This window comes from Cellulomonas sp. Root485 (assembly GCF_001426705.1).
In the GTDB taxonomy this organism is placed as follows: domain Bacteria; phylum Actinomycetota; class Actinomycetes; order Actinomycetales; family Cellulomonadaceae; genus Cellulomonas.
In genome coordinates this window covers 955483-973955 of the sequence record NZ_LMFC01000001.1, presented here as the reverse complement: position 1 = coordinate 973955, position 18473 = coordinate 955483, and the positions used below count along the sequence as shown (strand labels likewise).

Genomic DNA, 18473 nt, shown 5'->3' with positions numbered 1-18473 from the left:
CATCGGCGCACATCGTGCCGTACGTGAGCGCTTCCTACACAACGCGAACCGCCGCGTGGTCAACTCTGGTCAGATTCCCAGCTGGAAGACACCCCAGTAGGCCAGGATCACGAGCAGCACGACGGAGCCTATGACGCCCGCCCACAGGACGGACGTCCGCACGATCCCGGGCGCCGGGACACCGCCCGCGAGGCTGATCCGGCGGCAGCGCCGCAGCAGCAGGATCCCGACGACGACCACCGCGATGCCCAGGACCCGCACGACGACCCAGCCGCCCTGCACCACGAGGTCGTTGCGCTGGTAGTCCAGGGCGAGCCGCGCGACCGCGACGATGTACCAGACGAGTCCGAGCACCGTGAGGATCGCGCCGGCGCCGAGCAGGATCAGCCGCGGAAGCACGCCGCGCGCGAACCGGGGTCCCGCGACGGTCACGGCAGCTCCACGACGACGGCGCACCCGGTCGGTGGCCTCTTCGACGCTGCGCGCGACCAGGACGGCGAGCGGTCCGAGCACGATGAGCGCCACGGACGTGATCGCGAGCGCCAGGACGACGTCGCCGTCGCCGAACCACCGGGGCTCCGGGACGGGTGCCGCGACGTACGTCTGCACCGGCTGCGCGCCGGCGATCCGCGGTGCGGCGTCGGCCGTGGCGGGCAGCCCCAGCACCCAGCCGGACAGGTCGCGCAGGAAGGTCGCGTCCACCTGTCCGTCGACGCGGATGCCGTGGTTGGCGCCCTCGTAGTAGCGGACCGTGACGTCACCGTTCCCGGCGACCGCCGTGTCCTGGATGACCTGCACCGCGCCCTGGATCACGGGCATCGACGCGTCGCCCGTGCCGTACACCACGAAGACGGGCTGGCGCATCTCGCGCTGGAACGGGGTGACGTCGAAGTCGGCGTACTCGAACCCTCCGCCGGGCAGCGACATGCCGACGGCGCGCGGGATCGCCCGGAAGACCCCGTGCGGCACCCCGGTGTTGCGCAGGTAGGAGTCGACCGCGAACGCGGCCTGCTCGCGGGGTGGGACCACCGGGGAGGACACCAGCACCACGAACGCGATCGACGGGTCCTGCGCGGCCATGACGGGCGCGATCCAGCCGCCCTCGCTCTCGGCGTAGATGCCGACCCGGTCGGGGTCGACCCCGGGGTAGGCCTGCAGCACCTCGACCGAGGCCTCGTAGTCCGCGGCCATCAGCACGTAGTCGCGGTGGCGGGTGGTGTACGTGTCGAGCCGCTTGTTCGGCACCATCGCGACGATCCCGGACGCGGCCAGCGCGTGCGCCTGCTCGAGGAAGGCGGTGTCGAACCGGCCGGTGCCGGCACCGTGCACGAACACGACTCCGGGCTTGGGGTCGTCGAGTCCGACGGGCTCGCTGATCTGCGCCTCGACGGTCGCCCCGTCGAGCCGGACCGTCACGACGGAGGTGCGCACGTCGTACTCGGGCACGGCTGCAGCGGAGCCGATAGCGGTCGACGACGTCTCGACGAGCAGCGGGTCGGCCAGCGGGACCGGGTCCCACTGCGGTCCCATGACGGCCCCGAGGACCGCCAGGATCAGCACCCCGAGCGCGGTGCTCGCCGCGACGCGGTAGGACCGGCCCACGTGCCGGTCCACATCCGTGCCCACGCGGGACGCCGTCCGCCCACCCGACCTCAGCATGCTCAGAAGCCCAGCTTCCCGAGCTGCTTGGGGTCGCGCTGCCAGTCCTTGGCCACCTTGACGTGCAGGTCCAGGTAGACGCGGGCCCCGAGCAGCGCCTCGATCCCGCGGCGGGCCTGGCTGCCGACGTCGCGCAGCCGTGCGCCGCCCTTGCCGATGATGATGGCCTTCTGGCTGTCCCGCTCGACGAACAGGTGCACGCGCACGTCCAGCATCGGCACGCCGTTCGCCGCCGGCTCGTCGCGCGCCACGATCTCGTCGACGACCACGGCCAGCGAGTGCGGCAGCTCGTCGCGCACACCCTCCAGCGCGGCCTCCCGGACCAGCTCGGCCACCATGACCGCCTCCGGCTCGTCCGTGAGCTCACCCTCTGCGTACAGCGGGGTGCCCTCCGGCAGGTGCCCGATCAGCACGTTCTCCAGCACGTCGACGTTGTACCCGGAGGTCGCCGAGACGGGCACGATGTCCGCCCACTCCCCCAGCGCCTGCACGGCCATGAGGTGCTCCGCGAGCTTGCCCTTGCCGACGAGGTCGGCCTTCGTCACGACGGCGACCACGGGCGTGCCCCGACCGTCCCGCGCCAGCTCGGACATCTGCTCGGCGATGAACCGGTCGCCCGGGCCCACCCGCTGGTCGGCGGGCAGGCAGAACCCGACCACGTCGACCTCGGTGAGCGTGTCCTTGACGAGGGCGTTCAGCCGCTCCCCGAGCAGCGTCCGGGGCCGGTGCAGACCCGGGGTGTCGACGAGGATCAGCTGCGCGTCCGGACGGTGCACGATCCCGCGGACGGTGTGCCGGGTGGTCTGCGGACGACCGGACGTGATGGCGACCTTCTGGCCGACGAGCGCGTTGGTCAGCGTCGACTTGCCGGCGTTGGGGCGCCCGACGAAGCAGGCGAATCCGGAGTGGAAGGTCATCGGGTGGCTCCGTGGGTGTCGGTCGGGGCGCGGCCCGGGGTGGGGGTGTCCGTCGGTCGGTCCGTGCTCTCGGCCACGCTCGCCAGCACCGTGGCCAGCCGGCGACGCCGGCCCTCGACCCGGTCGGCGACGAGGTGCAGCCCGTGGATGTCGCCGGCGGAGCCCGGGAGGGGCACCTTGCCGAGCGCCTTCGCGAGCAGTCCACCGGCGGTGTCGACGTCCTCGTCGTCGACCACGAGGTCGAACAGCTCGCCCAGCTCGTCGCGACCGAGCCGCGCGGGGACCCGGAAGACCCCGTCGCCCAGCTCCTCGACGACGGGAGCGGTGGGGTCGTGCTCGTCGGTCAGCTCGCCGACGATCTCCTCGAGCGCGTCCTCGATGGTGACCAGGCCGGCGATGCCGCCGTACTCGTCGACCACCATGGCCATGTGCGACGAGCCGCTCTGCAGCTCGCGCAGCAGCTCGTCGACCGGCTTCGACTCCGGCACGAACACCGCCGGCCGTGCCAGGGACGACGCCGGTGCGTCGAGCATCGCCTCCTGCTGCTGACGGTCCGACCGGCCCGCCGGTGCGATGGGCAGCCGGCCGACGACGTCCTTGAGGTAGAGCACGCCGCGCAGGTCGTCCACCGAGTCGCCGACCAGCGGGACCCGGGAGAACCCGGAGCGCAGCAGCAGCGCGAGCGCCTTGCGCAAGGGGGTGTCCTCGGGCGCGGTCACCATGTCCGTGCGCGGGACCATGACCTCGCGGGTGAGCGTGTCGCCCAGCTCGAGGACGGACCGGAACATCTCCCGCTCCTCGTCCTCGATCACGTCCGACTCGCTGACCCGCTGCACCATGTCCCGCAGCTCGTCCTCCTCCTCCGCCGCCGACCCGGCGCCGGGCCGGCCGGCGGCGCCGAGGCGACCGGCCACCGCGGTCACCGCCACGAGCACGCGGGACAGGCGGGTCACCACCGCGACGGGGTGCCTGCGCCCGAGCGTGCGCGGGCTCGCCCGCACCAGCAGGAACGCCACGAGCCCGCAGGCGCCGACCGCGACGAGCAGCACGGCCCACCAAGGCAGGTCCGCCGAGGCCACCACGAGCGTGATGCAGACGGTCGCCGTCATCTCGGCCAGAAGCCGCACGAACGCCGCCGCCGACGCCACCCTCGCGGGGTGCTCGGCCAGGGCGCCGACGCGGCGCGCGGCCGGGTGCCCGTCACTGAGCAGCTCGGAGACGGCCGCCCGCGAGATGCGGACCACAGCGACCTCGCCGGCGGACAGCGCTGCGGCTGCGACGATGCCGAGCGCTGCGAGCAGGACCAGCAGCGCGACGGGGACGTCGGTCATCGGGAGGCCAGGAACGTCAGCAGCAGCCGGCGCTGGAGGGCGAACATCTCCTTCTCCTCCTCCGGCTCGGCGTGGTCGTAGCCGAGCAGGTGCAGGATCCCGTGGGTGGTCAGGAGCAGCAGCTCCTCCGCGGTCGAGTGACCGGCCGTCCGGGCCTGCTGCGCGGCGACCTCGGGGCAGAGCACGACGTCGCCGAGCAGCCCGGCGGGTGTCACGTCGCCCTCGCGTCCCGGGCGCAGCTCGTCCATCGGGAAGGACAGCACGTCGGTGGGCCCGGGCTCGTCCATCCACTTGACGTGCAGGTCCGTCATCACGTCGGTCCCGACGAGCAGGATCGACAGGTCGGTCTGCGGGTGCACGTGCATCTCGTCGAGCACATAGCGGGCGAGCGCGGCGAACTCCGCCTCGTCGACGTCGTAGCCGGACTCGTTGTTGACCTCGACGCTCACGGCCGCCTCAGCTCCTGTCCCAGCGCGCGTACGCGTCGATGATCTCGCTGACCAGGCGGTGCCGGACGACGTCCGACGACGTCAGCCGGCAGAACGCGACGTCGTCGACCCCCTGCAGGATCTGCTCGACCACGCGCAGGCCCGACGTCTGCGACGACGGCAGGTCCACCTGCGTGATGTCGCCCGTGACGACGACCTTCGAGCCGAACCCGAGCCGTGTCAGGAACATCTTCATCTGCTCCACGGACGTGTTCTGCGCCTCGTCGAGGATGATGAACGCGTCGTTGAGGGTGCGGCCGCGCATGTACGCCAGCGGTGCGACCTCGATGGTCCCCGCCTCCATGAGCCGCGGGATCGACTCGGCGTCCACCATGTCGTGCAGCGCGTCGTACAGCGGGCGCAGGTACGGGTCGATCTTGTCCGAGAGGCTGCCGGGCAGGAACCCGAGCCGCTCGCCCGCCTCGACGGCCGGCCGCGTCAGCACGATCCGGTGCACCGTGCGGTCCTGCAGCGCCTGCACGGCCTTGGCCATGGCGAGGTACGTCTTGCCGGTGCCGGCGGGGCCGATGCCGAACGTCACGGTGTGCCGGTCGATCGCGTCGACGTAGTCCTTCTGCCCCGACGTCTTCGCACGGATGGTCCGGCCGCGGCTCGTGAGGATGTTGAAGGACAGGACGTCGGCCGGGCGCGCGCTCGACGCCGCCGTCAGCATGGCGACCGAGCGGGTCACCACGTCGGGGGTGAGCGGGGTGCCGCCGGCGGCCATCTCGACCAGCTCGTCGACCAGCCGCGACACCAGCGCCACGTCGCCGACCGGGCCGGCCAGGGTGACCTCGTTGCCACGGACGTGGATGTCGACCCCGGTGAAGCCGTTCTCGATGGTGCGCAGGACCTCGTCCCGCAGGCCGAGCAGCTCGACCATGGAGACCTCGGAGGGGACGCTGATCCGGTGCTCGACGCGCGCGGGTGCGGCGGAGGTACGCGCTGCGGAAGTGGACTCGGCCATGTGCTCGGCGTGCGCCGTGCGCTCCTTAGGTCGGTGCGGGTGGGAATCTCGGGCTCAGTCTACGAGGCGGCGCCCACAGCATTCCTCTTCGTGCGGGGACGGGCGGGTCAGCTCCAGCGACCAAGCCGCTCGGCGAGCATCGCGAGGGCCACCGGCCCCGCGGTCGACGTCCGCAGCACGTGCGGGCCGAGGCGCACCGCGCGGGCCCCCGCGTCCACGAGACGGCCCAGCTCACCGTCACCGATCCCACCCTCGGGGCCGACGACGACGAGGCACTCGCCGGCCTCCGGCAGTCCCGCTGACGCGATGGGGTCGCTGGCGTCCTCGTGCAGCACCAGCGCGACGCCACCGGCGGCCACGACCGCGCGGACCCGCTCCGTCAGCCCGCGCCCGTCGAGGGCGACCTCGACGTCGGGCACCCGGGCCCGCCGCGACTGCTTGGCCGCCGCCCGGACGGTCCCGAGCCAGCGCGCCCGGCTCTTCGCGGCGCGGTCTCCGCGCCACACGACGATCGACCGCTCCGCCTGCCACGGCACCACCGCGTCGACGCCCACCTCGGTGGCCGCCTCGATCGCCATCTCGTCCCGGTCGCCCTTGGCGAGCGCCTGCACGAGGACCAGCGCGACCGCAGGGGCCGGCTCGACGACGCGCTGCTGCACGTGCACGAGCACACCCTCGGAGGTCACCGCACCGACCACGCCGAGGAGGCGCACCCCGGAACCGTCGACGACGTCGACCCGCTCACCGGGACCGCGACGCTGCACCACGCCCGCGTGCCGGCCCTCGGTGCCGTCCAGGAGGTACGTGGCGCCGTCGGTGACACCGTCGAGCGTGCCGGGCTCGGCGAGGAAGACGGGCGCGCTCATGACCCTGAGGTCGGCATCGTCACGCTCAGCGGCCCGAGAGCTTGTCGCGCAGCTTGGAGAACACGCCCGAGCTCGACGCGGACAGCCGCGCCTCGGGACGCTCCTCGCCACGCAGGGCGGCCAGCTTGCGCAGGAGCTCGGCCTGCTCGTCGTCCATCGCGGTGGGGACGTGCACCTCGACGTGGACGTGCAGGTCGCCGCGCCCGGCGGCGTGCAGGTGGCCGACGCCGAGCCCCTTGATCGACACGATCTGGGACGGCTGCGTGCCGGGCCGCAGATCCACCTCGCGCGGTCCGTCGAGCGTGTCGAGCATGAGGACCGTGCCGAGGGCCGCCGCCGTCATGGGCACCTCGAGCGTCGCGTGCAGGTCGTCACCGCGGCGCACGAACGTGTCGTGCTTGCGCTCGCGGACCTCGAGGTAGACGTCCCCGGCCGGTCCGCCGGCGGGGCCGACCTCGCCCTGGCCGGTGAGCTTGATGCGGGTGCCCGTGTCGACTCCCGCGGGCACGTCCACGCTCAGGGTCCGGCGCGAGCGCACACGACCCTCGCCGGAGCACTCGGTGCACGGCTCGGGGATGACCGTGCCGAACCCGTGACAGGCGGCGCACGGCTGGGTCGTCATGACCTGGCCGAGGAACGACCGGGCGACCCGCTGGACCGAACCACGGCCACCGCACACCTCGCAGGTGCGCGGCGACGTGCCGGGCCGGCAGCACGAGCCGCTGCACGTCGGGCAGACCACCGCGGTGTCCACGGGGACGTCCTTGTGCACGCCGAAGGTCACGTCAGCCAGGTCGAGGTCGAGCCGGACGAGCGCGTCCTGCCCGCGACGGGCCCGCGGGATGGGCCCACGCTGCGCCGCGGCGCCGGTCGCGGCACCGAAGAACGTCTCGAAGATGTCCTGGAAGCCGAAGCCGCCACCCATGCCGCCGCCCGGGGACGACGGGTCGCCGCCCAGGTCGTACGCGCGGCGCTTCTCGGGGTTGCCCAGCACGTCGTAGGCACGCGAGACGTCCTTGAACGTGTCTTCCGAGCCGGCGTCGGTCCCCGCCACGTCGGGGTGGTGCTCGCGAGCGAGCTTGCGGTAGGCCTTCTTGATCTGCTCGGGGCTCGCGTCGCGCGGCACGCCGAGGATCTCGTAGTAGTCGGTCACGGGAGGATCTGCTCGCTTCCAGCGGTCGGTAAGAGTGTGTCCAGGTGAGGGCTGTTCATTGGGCGAGGATCCGGGTCAGGTACCGGGCCACCGCGCGGACCGCGGACATCGTCCCGGGGTAGTCCATGCGCAGCGGGCCGATCGAGCCGATCCGCGCCACGGACCCCCCGCCCTCGTCCCCGTAGCCGGTGGTCACGAAGCTCGTCTCGACGAGCCCGTCGTGCTGCGTCTCACGGCCGATCCGGACCGCCACGGCCGCGTGGTCCTCGGCCATCTCCGAGAACAGGCGCAGCAGCACGACCTGTTCCTCGAGCGCCTCCAGGACGGGGCCGATGGACCGCACGTCCGAGCTGCCCACGCGCGCGAGGTTGGCCGTGCCCGCGAGCACCACCCGCTCCTCGCTCTCCTGCGCCAGCGTCTCCTCGACGACGGCGACCACCGCGTTGACCAGGACCTGGTCGGTCGGCGTGAAGCCCTCGGTCAGCTCGGCCAGGGCCACGGGCAGCTCGGAGAGGCGTCGACCGGCGGCACTGACGTTCAGCCGGGTGCGCAGGCGGCCGACGACGGACTCGTCCAGGTCGGTACCGAGCTCGAGGGTCCGCTGCTCGACCCGCCCGGTGTCCGTGATGAGCACGACGAGCAGGTGCCGCAGACCGACCGGCACCAGCTCCACGTGCCGCAGCGCCGAACGCCGCAGCGACGGGTACTGCACGACCGCGACCTGCTGGGTCAGCTGGGCGATGAGCCGGACGGCGCGGTCCACGACGTCGTCGAGGTCCTGCGCGGTCTCCAGGAACGTGCCGATGGCACGACGCTCGGGGCTGGAGAGCGGCTTGACGGTCGAGAGCTGGTCGACGAACAGCCGGTAGCCCTTGTCCGTCGGCACGCGACCGGCCGAGGTGTGCGGCTGGGCGATGTAGCCGCCCTCCTCGAGCGCCGCCATGTCGTTGCGGATGGTCGCAGGCGAGACACCGAGGGAGTGCCGCTCGACCAGCGCGCGCGAGCCGACGGGCTCCTTGGTGGCGACGTAGTCCTCGACGATCGCGCGCAGCACGTCCAGCCGCCGGTCCTCGCTCATGTCGCCTCCTCCGTGGTCGCCGGTCCGTCACGGCGGGGTAGCACTCCCCGCACGGGAGTGCCAATGCTACGCCGCGGGCGCGACACTCACGGGGCGACCGCTGCGCGCCTCGACTCCTGCCCCGGCACCAGACCCTAGGCTGCGCGGGTGAACGACGACCGTTACGGCTCGGACGTGCTCGGGGGCTCCGGCTCGACGCACCACCGACCCACCCGCACCAGCCGCCCGCAGCCCGCCGAGACCGGCCTCGTCGTCGAGGAGGTCACCACCGGATGGGTCGGCGCGGTCGTCCGCGTCGAGAAGTCCGGCGGCCAGCACGTGGTGGTGCTCGAGGACCGGCGCGGCAGGACGCGCACCTTCCCGCTCGGTCGGGGCTTCTGGCTCGACGGTGAACCCGTGGCGCTGACCGCGCCCGTGCGCGCTCCGGCGCCCGCCCGCCCGACCCGCACCGCGTCAGGCTCCGTCGCGGTGCACGACGCCCGCGCCCGGGTGGCCCGCGGCAGCCGGATCTGGGTCGAGGGAAAGCACGACGCCGAGCTGGTGGAGAAGGTCTGGGGCGACGACCTGCGGCTCGAGGGTGTCGTCGTCGAGCTGCTGGACGGTGTCGACAACCTGCAGGACGCCCTCCGTGACTTCGGACCCGGACCCGGGCGCCGCGTCGGGGTGCTGGTGGACCACCTCGTCGCCGGCTCCAAGGAGAGCCGGATCGCCGCCGATGCCGTCCGCGGGACGCCGGCGGGGTCCGTCCTGGTGCTCGGTCACCCGTACGTCGACGTGTGGCAGGCCGTCCGGCCCGAGCGGATCGGGCTCGACGCGTGGCCCGTGATCGAACGCGGCACCGAGTGGAAGCACGGCATCCTGCGCGATCTCGGCTGGCCCGCCGACGAGCAGGCGGACGTCGCCCGCGCGTGGCAGCGGATCCTGCGCTCGGTGCGCAGCTACGCCGACCTCGAGCCCAGCCTGCTGGGCCGCGTCGAGGAGCTCATCGACTTCGTCACGGCATGACGGTGCCCGGCCGCCCACCGGGCGACCGGGCACCGCACACGTGAACGGTCAGGCGGCGATCGGGTCGCCGAGCAGCCGCTTGAACAGGAACGCCGTCGCCAGCAGCACGACGGGCACCGCCACGAAGAGGCCGATCCCGCAGACGATCGCACCGGCGATGTAGATCGCGATGCTCAGCAGGTAGAACAGGACCGTCGTCGACAGGTTCCGGGTGACCAGCGCGTAGCTGGCCTTGAGCGCGTCCACCGGCTGGAGGTGCTTGTCGATGACGAACCAGAAGGTGAACATCAGCAGGAAGTTCACGACGATCGCGGCGAGCCCCCCGAAGAACGGGATGATGTTCAGCACCGCGCCGATCAGCGCGAGGATCAGAGCGGTCAGGATCACCGGACCCGGCTCGACGAACTTGAAGAAGTCACCGAAGCCCAGCTGGCGTCCCTCGGTCACGTTCAGCGCCGCCCGGATGAAGGCCGCCTGGATCAGGTAGCCGACGATCGCCGCGACCGCGGAGAAGACGAACCACCCGAACGAGAACCCGACCTGCAGCCCCGGAGCGAGTCCGTCGCCGTTACCGGTGCTCAGGAGCGCCCCGAAGCCACCGAAGATGGACCCGACGATCGTGAGCACGACCGCCGCGATGACGAACCAGACGAGTGCGGCGCCGATGAACAGCCCACCGGACTGCGTGAACTTCTTCCAGCCGTAGGAGAACGCCTCGCCGACCGGTGAGGCCTGGACCGGCGGCCCGTAGCCGCCGGCGGGCGGCGGGTAGGCACCAGGCGCCTGGCCGTAGGCCGGTGGCTGCGGGTACCCGCCCGGGGCGGGCTGGCCGTAGGGGGCCGACCCGGCCGGCGGCTGGCCGTACTGCGGAGCAGGCGGCTGACCGTACTGCGGAGCAGGCGGCGGCCCGGCCGGCGGCTGACCGTAGGAGGGCGCGGGCGGGGGCCCGGCCGGAGGGTGGCCGTACGTGGGTGCCGGCGGGGCCGGGGGTGCCACGGGCGGGACGGGCGGTGCCGCGGGCTCGGGTACCGGGTCCGGGGCGACGGGCGGCTCGACCGAGCCAGGTCCGACCGGCGCAGCCGGCTCGGGCGGTGTCGCGGGCTCGTCGTCACGCGGCGGGGTTCCGCCGGGGTTCTCGCTCATGTGTGGCCTCCCTGGTCACAGGGCGGTCGTCGCCCACGGAGCAGCGAACCGGGGCGGTGGTCACGTGTCAAGGAACTGGGATGTTCCCGGCATGTCGAGACCTCCGGCGCGCACCCGTCCCGGTCGGTAGGCTGCGCCTGCCGTCAGGTCGACGGCATCCGGACGAGGAGCAGCCACGATGTCGTACGAGCACCCGCAGAGCCCGCCGCCGAGCAGCGCGGACCAGACCCGGACCCTGGGAATGCTCGCGCACCTCGGCGGGATCCTCGCGTACTTCTACGCCGGCTGGGTGGCGGCGCTGGTCATCTGGCTGGTGAACCGCGAGAAGCCGAGCGGGGCCGCCGACGAGGCGCGCGTCGCGCTGAACTTCCAGCTCACCGTCCTGATCGCGCTCATCGTGTGCGCGATCGTCCGATCGATCCCGGTCATCGGCTTCGTGGGCTGGCTGGGCTTCCTCGCGGTGAGCATCATCAGCCTCGTGCTGAGCATCCTGGCGGCCGTCGCCGTGCAGCGCGGCGGCTCCTACCGCTACCCGTTCAGCCTCGAGCTGGTGCGCTGACCGCACGGTCGACCGGCCCGGTACGCGAGCGCCCGTCAGCCGGCGAGCGCCCGGACCACCGCGTCCGCCAGCAGCCGGCCGCGACGGGTCAGGACGATGCGTCTGCCCTGGATCGCCTCGTGCCCGTCGACGAGGCCGTCGGCGACCAGACCCGCCACGGACGGTCGCGCATCCTGCGGAAGGGCGTCGAGCGGGAGGCCCGCAGACAGCCGGACGCCGAGCATGAGGCGTTCGAGCAGCGCGCCGTCGCCCGTGACCGTCTCCCGTCCGGCGGCGGGGCTCAGCCCGCGGTCCAGCCGGTCCGCGTACGCGCGCGGGTGCTTGACGTTCCACCAGCGCACGCCGCCGACGTGGCTGTGCGCGCCGGGACCGATCCCCCACCAGTCGTCACCCCGCCAGTAGCTGAGGTTGTGCCGGCACGCGTCCGCGGGCGTCCGCGCCCAGTTGCTCACCTCGTACCAGCCCAGCCCGGCCGCCTCGAAGAGGTCGTCGGCCAGCTCGTACTTCGCGGCCTGGTCGTCGCCGTCGGGCAGCTCCAGCTCGCCCCGGCGCACCTGCACGGCCATCCGCGTGCCGGCCTCGACCACGAGCGCGTACGCGGACACATGGTCGACGCCGGTCGCGAGCGCCGCCTCGACGCTGGTGCGCCAGTCGTCCAGGGACTCCCCCGGCGTGCCGTAGATGAGGTCGAGCGACACCGCCAGGCCGGCCTCGCGAGCCCAGCGCACGACGTCCGGGATCCGGCGCGGGTCGTGGGTGCGGTCGAGCGTGGCCAGGACGTGCGGGACGGCGGACTGCATCCCGAACGAGACGCGAGTGAACCCGGCGTCGGCGAGGGCCGCGAGCGACTCGGGCGTGACCGAGTCGGGGTTGGCCTCGGTGGTGACCTCGACGTCGTCGGCGAACCCCCAGGCGTCCTGGACGCCGCCGAGCATCCGCGCGAGGTCCGGGACCGACAGCACGGTCGGGGTGCCGCCGCCGACGAAGACCGTGCTGACGGGCCGGCGCGGGAGGATCCCGGCCGCGAGCGCGATCTCCTTCAGGGCCGTGTCCGCGTACGCGTGCTGGCTCGCGCCGCCGCCCAGCTCCGTCGCGGTGTAGGTGTTGAAGTCGCAGTACCCGCAGCGGACGGTGCAGAACGGCACGTGCAGGTAGACGGCGAACGCGCGCTCGTCGGCACCCTCGAACGCCGACGCCGGCAGTGCCCCGTCGTCGGGCGCGACGTCTCCCTCGGGGAGCGCCGGGCTCACTTCTTCTTCGCGTCCTTGCCGCCGGCCGACCCCGCGGGCTCGCTGGAGAGAGCGGCGATGAAGGCCTCCTGCGGCACGTCGACCCGGCCGATCGTCTTCATGCGCTTCTTGCCCTCCTTCTGCTTCTCCAGGAGCTTGCGCTTGCGGGTGATGTCGCCGCCGTAGCACTTGGCCAGGACGTCCTTGCGGATGGCCCGGATGGTCTCGCGCGCGATGATCCGCGCACCGATGGCCGCCTGGATCGGCACCTCGAACTGCTGGCGCGGGATCAGGTCCTTGAGCTTGGCGGTCATCATGACGCCGTACGCGTAGGCCTTGTCCTTGTGCACGATGGCGCTGAACGCGTCGACCGTCTCGCCCTGCAGGAGGATGTCGACCTTCACCAGGTCCGCCACCTGGTCGCCGATGCGCTCGTAGTCGAGGCTCGCGTACCCGCGCGTCTTGGACTTCAGCTGGTCGAAGAAGTCGAACACGATCTCCGCCATGGGCAGCACGTAGCGCAGCTCGACGCGCTCCTCGGACAGGTAGTCCATGCCCTGCAGCTCGCCGCGCTTGGTCTGGCAGAGCTCCATGATCGCGCCGATGAACTCGGACGGGGACAGGATCGTCGCCTTGACCATCGGCTCGTTGACGTCACCGATCTTGCCCGCGGGGAACTCGCTCGGGTTGGTCACCGTGACCACGGTCCTGTCCTCGAGGGTGACCTCGTAGACGACGTTCGGCGCGGTCGAGATGAGGTCCAGGTCGAACTCGCGCTCGAGCCGCTCGCGCACGATCTCCAGGTGCAGGAGACCGAGGAAGCCGACGCGGAACCCGAAACCGAGCGCCACCGACGTCTCCGGCTCGTAGTTCAGGGCCGCGTCGTTGAGCTTCAGCTTGTCGAGGGCGTCGCGCAGGATCGGGTAGTCGGTGCCGTCGATCGGGTACAGACCCGAGAACACCATCGGCTTGGGGTCGGAGTACCCACCCAGGGCCGACGCAGCAGGCTTGCTCGCGTTGGTGACGGTGTCGCCGACCTTCGACTGGCGGACGTCCTTCACGCCGGTGATCAGGTAGCCCACCTCGCCGACGCCGAGACCCTTGGTCGGCACGGGCTCCGGGGAGATGACGCCGATCTCGAGCAGCTCGTGCGTCGCGCGCGTCGACATCATGACGATCTTCTCGCGCGGGTTGAGGTTGCCGTCGATGACCCGCACGTAGGTCACGACGCCGCGGTACGTGTCGTAGACCGAGTCGAAGATCATCGCGCGGGCCGGGGCGTCCGCGTCGCCGGTGGGCGGGGGCACCAGCTCGACGATGCGGTCCAGGAGCTCGACGACGCCCGCACCCGTCTTGCCGGACACCCGCAGGCAGTCCTCGGGCTCGCCGCCGATGAGCTTGGCCAGCTCCTCCGCGTACTTCTCGGGCTGGGCGGCCGGCAGGTCGATCTTGTTGAGCACCGGGATGATCGTCAGGTCGTTCTCGAGCGCCAGGTACAGGTTGGCCAGCGTCTGGGCCTCGATGCCCTGCGCGGCGTCGACCAGCAGCACCGCACCCTCGCAGGCGGCCAGCGACCGGGACACCTCGTACGTGAAGTCGACGTGCCCGGGGGTGTCGATCATGTTCAGCGCGAAGGCCTTGTCGTCCACGCCCCACGGCATGCGCACGGCCTGCGACTTGATGGTGATGCCGCGCTCGCGCTCGATGTCCATGCGGTCCAGGTACTGCGCGCGCATCGCCCGGGAGTCGACGACGCCGGTGAGCTGCAGCATGCGGTCGGCCAGCGTGGACTTGCCGTGGTCGATGTGCGCGATGATGCAGAAGTTGCGCAGCAGGTCAGGCGCCGTCGCCGCGGGATGGATGCGCGACGAGGCGGCTGCACTCGGGATCGGGGACAAGCGGACTGCTCCTGGCGTCGGAGTCGGGCGGCGCAGGTGCTGGCGCCTTCCCGACGAACGGTGACCGGTGACCGCCTGTCGGCTGTCGGTGGTCTATCCCACCATGGTCCCATGACGACGGACCGTGCCGATGCGCCAGCCGACCTCCTCACCGTCCTCGGCGCCCTCCAGGACGACTTCCTCGGCACCATCCCGCTCGTCGACCCCACCACGCGCGTGCCCTGGTGCGGCCGTTGGCGCGTCAAGGACCTCGTCGTGCACCTCGCCCGCATCCACCACTGGGCGGCCGCGCAGGCGCGCCGGAAGCAGGAGACCCCGCTGGGCCGGGGTCCGTTCGTGCTCGAGGACCTCTACGCCACCTGCGCCGCCGAGCTGCGGGACACGCTCACCGAGCTCGGGCCGGACGCCGTGGCGTGGACGCTCGTCGAGAACGGACCGGCCTCGTTCTGGCACCGCCGCCAGACCCACGAGACGCTCGTGCACCTGTGGGACCTGCGTACCGCCGGCGGCCTGGACCTGAGCATCGAGCCTCGGATCTGGGCGGACACCGTCGACGAGGTGGTCACCGTGATGCAGCCACGGCAGGAACGGATGGGCCGCATGGAGCCGCTGCCCGCGCCGGTCGGCCTGGTGGCGGACGACGCGGGGCGGTCCTGGCTGCTCGGCGGGTCGGGTGCGCCGTCCGCCACCGTGACCGGCCCAGCCGAGGCGCTCGCCCTGCTGCTGTGGGGTCGCGCGGCAGCCGCCGACGAGCGCCTCACGGTCGACGGCGACGCCGCCGCGCTCGACGACGCCCTCAGCCGGCGACTGACCCCGTGACCGTCAGGCCTCGCGCGTGATCTGCACCTGGACCTCCGCCGCCTGCGTGCCGGCACCGGCGTAGATCCCTCGCATCGGCGGGACGTCGTCGTAGGACCGCCCCCGGGCGAGGACGACGTGGTGGTCACCGGCGACGACCCGGTTGGTCACGTCGTACGCGCACCACTCGCCCACCCACCACTCGACCCAGGCGTGCGAGTCACCGAGGACGGTCGTGCCGACGGGCGCCTCGGAGTCGGGGTGCAGGTAACCGGAGACGTACCGCGCCGGGATCCCGATGGCGCGCAACGCACCCGCGACCAGGTGCGCGATGTCCTGGCACACCCCCGCCCGGGCGGTCCAGGCCTCGGAGGCCGGGGTGTGCACCGTGGTGACCCCGGGGATGTACTCCATCTGGTCGCGCAGCGCTCCGGCGACCGCGAGCGCCGCGTCCGCCGGCTCGAGGTCCCCCGCCGCCTGCTGCGCCAGCGCCACCACGTCCTGCGGCGGCGCGGTCGTCGGTGTGTCCGAGAGGAACTCCGCCAGCCGGTCGCGCAGCTCCGCACCGCGCAGCGTGTCCCACGTCGCCGGGGACCGCAGCTGGGGCCGCTCGGCCACCTCGACCAGGTGCTCCGCCGTGATCACCATCGAGTCGTGCGGGGTCAGCACCTCGAACGCCGAGACGGCCGTCCCCCAGTAGTCGCGGTACTCGTGCCAGCCGGTGTGCGGCTGCACGTCGATCCTCGTCTCCAGCACCGTCTGCCCCTGCTGGGACAACGGCGTCATCCGTGCCTCGTTGTACGACGCCACCACGGCGCTGTCGTACCGGAACGTCGACGTGTGCACGACCCGGAGCCTGCTCACAGCGCCTCACCCACCCAGTTCGTCGAGGAAGCGCTCGGGAAGTACCGGCCACGGATCGCGTCCGAGGCTGCGGAGCAGGCGCGTTGCACGCGTTCCATCTCCTTGGGCAGCGAGTCGAGGACCTCGAGCAGCGGGCGGTACTCCAGGTTGGTGCGGACGTACCCGATGTGCCGCCGCGCGTCGTCCACGGCCGCCCGGTCCGACGTGCCCTCGAGGTTGGCCAGGCACGCCTCGGCCTGGTTCAGCGCGAAGACGATGGACCGGGGGAACAGGCGGTCGGTCAGCAGGAAGCCGGCGGCCCGCTCGTCGGACGCAGCCCCGCGATACATCCGCAGGAAGGCCTCGTGCGCACCGCACGACCGCAGCAGGGTGGTCCAGCTCGGTCCCGCCGAGCCGGCGAGCGCGCGCGTGGTCAGCAGGCGGGCGGTCATGTCGGCCCGCTCGATCGACCGGCCGAGCACCATGAAGTTCCAGGTGTCGTCGCGCGACGTGGCCGAGTCCATGATCCCGGCGACGATGGCCGCACGTTCCCGCACCCACGTGAAGTAGTCGTGCGGGCGCGCGGGCCTCATGTGGGACGGCAGCTGGTTCCAGGTCGCGTTGAGGCACTCCCACAGCTCGGTCGAGATGATCTCGCGGGCGCGGCGGGCGTTCTCCCGCGCCGACACCAGGGACCCCGCGATGGACGACGGCGCGAACCGGTCGTACGCGAGCATGTCCAGCACGTACTCGCGGCCGACCTCGACGTGCGCGGGCGGCGGTTCCCGGTCCATCACGGACAGGAGCGACCGGCAGGCCAGGTCCTCCTCCGCCCACGGGTCCTCCAGCAGGATCTGCACGTGCACGTCGAGCAGACGGGCGGTGTCGTCCGCGCGCTCGACGTAGCGACCGATCCAGAACAACGACTCCGCGATCCGGCTCAGCACGGGGAACCTCCTGCGGTGGTCGTGCGCTGCTGCTGCTGCTGCATCACCTGGGCGCGCACGTCGTTGGGGTTGGAGTCGATGGGGACCGCCGAGTCCTGCGCGACGGCCTGCGGGAGGTCCGACTGGTGCCGCACGGCGCGGCGCGGCACCGCCCCGCCGAGCACCCACGTGTCCTTCGAGCCGCCGCCCTGCGAGGAGTTGACGACGAGCTCGCCCTCGGGGAGCGCCACGCGCGTGAGCCCGCCCGGGAGCACGAACACGGACTCGCCGTCGTTCACCGCGAACGGGCGCAGGTCCGTGTGTCGCGGTCGCAGGCCGTCCTCGACGAGCGTGGGAACGGTCGAGAGCTGCACGACCGGCTGCGCGATCCACCCGCGCGGGTCCTCCCGGAGCCGCACCTTCAGCGTCGCCAGCTCGGCCGCAGACGCCTTCGGTCCGACGACCAGGCCCTTGCCGCCGGAGCCGTCGACGGGCTTGACCACGAGCTCGTCCAGCCGGTCCAGCACCTCCTCCAGCGCGTCCGGCTCCTCCAGCCGCCACGTGTCGACGTTGCGCAGGATCGGCTGCTCGCTGAGGTAGTACCGGATCAGGTCGGGCACGTAGGTGTAGACGAGCTTGTCGTCGGCCACCCCGTTGCCCACCGCGTTCGCGATGGTCACGGTGCCGTTGCGCGCGCACGTCATGAGCCCGGGGCTGCCCAGGTAGGAGTCGTTGCGGAACACGACCGGGTCGAGGAAGTCGTCGTCGACCCGCCGGTAGATGACGTCGACCCGGCGCCGCCCCTGCGTCGTGCGCATCCACACGCGACCGCCCGAGCAGAACAGGTCGCGGCCCTCCACCAGCTCGACCCCCATCGTCCGGGCAAGCAGGGAGTGCTCGTAGTAGGCGCTGTTGAACACCCCGGGCGTCAGCACGACGACCGTCGGCTCGTCGACGCCCGACGGCGCCGCCGCGGTCAGCGCCGCGAGGAGCCGCCGGGGGTAGTCGGCGACCGGCCGGATCCGCAGGGCAGCGAACAGCTCGGGGAACGTCTGGGCCATCGCCCGGCGGTTGGACAGCACGTAGCTGACCCCGCTGGGCACCCGCACGTTGTCCTCGAGAACCCGCCAGCCGCCGAGGCTGTCCCGGACCAGGTCGATGCCGGACACGTGCACGCGCACGCCGTTCGGCGGATTGATCCCGCGCGCCGCACGCAGGAAGTTGGTCGACGAGACCACGACGCTGCGCGGGATCACCCCGTCGGCGATCGCGCGCTGGGGACCGTAGACGTCGGCCAGGAACGCCTCGAGCGCCCGGACACGCTGTGCCACACCCGGTGCCACGTGCTCCCACTCGTCACCCGCGAGCACCCGGGGCACGACATCGAGCGGGAACGGGCGTTCCTCGCCGGCGAAGTCGAACGTGACGCCCTGCGCGAGGTAGGAGCGGGCGAGCGTCTCGGCGCGTGCCCGGAGCTCTCCGGCGCTGAGCTGGGCCAGCGCACGATGCAGTCCCTTGTACGCCGCGAGGGAGCCCCCACCGTCGGGATCGATCATCTCGTCCCACGCCGGTCCGGTGGGATAGTCGTCGAACAGGTCCGCCATGATCCGGAC

The 18473-nt window shown here is 72.4% G+C and carries 17 protein-coding genes; 3 read left to right on the top strand and 14 right to left on the bottom strand.

All coding sequences use genetic code 11. The annotated features are described in order from the left end of the window. Positions 1–69: 69 nt before the first annotated feature. From ASD16_RS04495 to hrcA, 8 genes are all read right to left on the bottom strand, one after another. Positions 70–1626 (bottom strand): alpha/beta hydrolase family protein, encoded by a 1557-nt coding sequence (locus ASD16_RS04495; RefSeq protein ID WP_369817911.1) that lies wholly within the window; start codon positions 1624–1626, stop codon positions 70–72. A gap of 35 nt (positions 1627–1661) precedes the next feature. Further along, positions 1662–2576: a GTPase Era gene (gene era, locus ASD16_RS04490; protein ID WP_055913356.1), complete on the bottom strand. Its 915-nt coding sequence runs from the start codon at positions 2574–2576 to the stop codon at positions 1662–1664. Then, positions 2573–3907 (bottom strand): hemolysin family protein, encoded by a 1335-nt coding sequence (locus ASD16_RS04485; RefSeq protein ID WP_055913353.1) that lies wholly within the window; start codon positions 3905–3907, stop codon positions 2573–2575. Before ASD16_RS04485 ends, era begins: the two co-directional genes overlap by 4 nt. Further along, a complete protein-coding gene (ybeY, locus tag ASD16_RS04480) occupies positions 3904–4356 on the bottom strand; it encodes an rRNA maturation RNase YbeY (RefSeq protein ID WP_055913350.1) in 453 nt (150 codons plus the stop codon). The genes ASD16_RS04485 and ybeY overlap by 4 nt, the downstream gene beginning before the upstream one ends. Before the next feature lie 7 nt (positions 4357–4363). Beyond that, complete coding sequence (locus tag ASD16_RS04475) at positions 4364–5362, bottom strand: PhoH family protein (protein WP_055913347.1); 999 nt, start codon at positions 5360–5362, stop codon at positions 4364–4366. A 107-nt stretch (positions 5363–5469) separates the two neighbouring features. Further along, positions 5470–6228: a 16S rRNA (uracil(1498)-N(3))-methyltransferase gene (locus ASD16_RS04470; protein ID WP_055913345.1), complete on the bottom strand. Its 759-nt coding sequence runs from the start codon at positions 6226–6228 to the stop codon at positions 5470–5472. A 25-nt stretch (positions 6229–6253) separates the two neighbouring features. Then, complete coding sequence (dnaJ, locus tag ASD16_RS04465; protein ID WP_055913342.1) at positions 6254–7381, bottom strand: molecular chaperone DnaJ; 1128 nt, start codon at positions 7379–7381, stop codon at positions 6254–6256. 55 nt (positions 7382–7436) lie between these two features. Beyond that, positions 7437–8459, bottom strand: a complete 1023-nt coding sequence (gene hrcA / locus ASD16_RS04460; protein WP_055913338.1) for a heat-inducible transcriptional repressor HrcA — start codon at positions 8457–8459, stop codon at positions 7437–7439. Between the two features lie 147 nt (positions 8460–8606). Between hrcA and ASD16_RS04455 the strand changes: the two genes are divergently transcribed. Further along, entirely contained in the window at positions 8607–9464 is an 858-nt protein-coding gene (locus ASD16_RS04455) for a DUF3097 domain-containing protein (protein ID WP_055913334.1), read from the top strand. Positions 9465–9512: 48 nt separating this feature from the next. Here ASD16_RS04455 and ASD16_RS04450 read toward each other — a convergent pair whose 3' ends face one another. Then, positions 9513–10607 (bottom strand): hypothetical protein, encoded by a 1095-nt coding sequence (locus tag ASD16_RS04450; protein WP_055913331.1) that lies wholly within the window; start codon positions 10605–10607, stop codon positions 9513–9515. A gap of 178 nt (positions 10608–10785) precedes the next feature. Between ASD16_RS04450 and ASD16_RS04445 the strand changes: the two genes are divergently transcribed. Beyond that, positions 10786–11166: a DUF4870 domain-containing protein gene (locus tag ASD16_RS04445; protein WP_055913329.1), complete on the top strand. Its 381-nt coding sequence runs from the start codon at positions 10786–10788 to the stop codon at positions 11164–11166. Positions 11167–11201: 35 nt separating this feature from the next. Here ASD16_RS04445 and hemW read toward each other — a convergent pair whose 3' ends face one another. Together hemW and lepA are read right to left on the bottom strand one after the other, a co-directional pair. Continuing rightward, positions 11202–12416: a radical SAM family heme chaperone HemW gene (gene hemW / locus ASD16_RS04440; protein WP_055913327.1), complete on the bottom strand. Its 1215-nt coding sequence runs from the start codon at positions 12414–12416 to the stop codon at positions 11202–11204. Then, positions 12413–14293, bottom strand: a complete 1881-nt coding sequence (gene lepA, locus ASD16_RS04435; protein ID WP_055913325.1) for a translation elongation factor 4 — start codon at positions 14291–14293, stop codon at positions 12413–12415. The genes hemW and lepA overlap by 4 nt, the downstream gene beginning before the upstream one ends. 111 nt (positions 14294–14404) lie before the next feature. Here lepA and ASD16_RS04430 point away from each other — a divergent pair, with 111 nt between their 5' ends. After that, positions 14405–15112 (top strand): maleylpyruvate isomerase family mycothiol-dependent enzyme, encoded by a 708-nt coding sequence (locus ASD16_RS04430; RefSeq protein ID WP_055913322.1) that lies wholly within the window; start codon positions 14405–14407, stop codon positions 15110–15112. Between the two features lie 3 nt (positions 15113–15115). On the opposite strand, the gene ASD16_RS04425 is transcribed toward ASD16_RS04430, so the two are convergent. Genes ASD16_RS04425 through ASD16_RS04415 form a run of 3 tightly spaced genes read right to left on the bottom strand, consistent with a single transcriptional unit; the run spans position 15116 to position 18464 of the window. Then, the gene (locus ASD16_RS04425; protein WP_055913319.1) at positions 15116–15955 is read right to left on the bottom strand and encodes a transglutaminase family protein; all 840 of its coding nucleotides are present in this window, start codon (positions 15953–15955) and stop codon (positions 15116–15118) included. Beyond that, a complete protein-coding gene (locus ASD16_RS04420; RefSeq protein ID WP_055913316.1) occupies positions 15952–16881 on the bottom strand; it encodes an alpha-E domain-containing protein in 930 nt (309 codons plus the stop codon). Before ASD16_RS04420 ends, ASD16_RS04425 begins: the two co-directional genes overlap by 4 nt. Beyond that, positions 16875–18464, bottom strand: coding sequence for a circularly permuted type 2 ATP-grasp protein (locus ASD16_RS04415; protein WP_055913313.1), 1590 nt, complete (start codon positions 18462–18464; stop codon positions 16875–16877). The genes ASD16_RS04420 and ASD16_RS04415 overlap by 7 nt, the downstream gene beginning before the upstream one ends. Between the last annotated feature and the right edge of the window lie 9 nt (positions 18465–18473).

Excerpts from the sequence above, each read along its gene's own strand:
- era (WP_055913356.1), bottom strand. The coding sequence starts at position 2,576 with ATGACCTTCCACTCCGGATTCGCCTGCTTCGTCGGGCGCCCCAACGCC.
- ASD16_RS04485 (WP_055913353.1), bottom strand. The coding sequence starts at position 3,907 with ATGACCGACGTCCCCGTCGCGCTGCTGGTCCTGCTCGCAGCGCTCGGC.
- ASD16_RS04475 (WP_055913347.1), bottom strand. The coding sequence starts at position 5,362 with ATGGCCGAGTCCACTTCCGCAGCGCGTACCTCCGCCGCACCCGCGCGC.
- ASD16_RS04470 (WP_055913345.1), bottom strand. The coding sequence starts at position 6,228 with ATGAGCGCGCCCGTCTTCCTCGCCGAGCCCGGCACGCTCGACGGTGTC.
- hrcA (WP_055913338.1), bottom strand. The coding sequence starts at position 8,459 with ATGAGCGAGGACCGGCGGCTGGACGTGCTGCGCGCGATCGTCGAGGAC.
- ASD16_RS04450 (WP_055913331.1), bottom strand. The coding sequence starts at position 10,607 with ATGAGCGAGAACCCCGGCGGAACCCCGCCGCGTGACGACGAGCCCGCG.
- ASD16_RS04445 (WP_055913329.1), top strand. The coding sequence starts at position 10,786 with ATGTCGTACGAGCACCCGCAGAGCCCGCCGCCGAGCAGCGCGGACCAG.
- ASD16_RS04430 (WP_055913322.1), top strand. The coding sequence starts at position 14,405 with ATGACGACGGACCGTGCCGATGCGCCAGCCGACCTCCTCACCGTCCTC.
- ASD16_RS04415 (WP_055913313.1), bottom strand. The coding sequence starts at position 18,464 with ATGGCGGACCTGTTCGACGACTATCCCACCGGACCGGCGTGGGACGAG.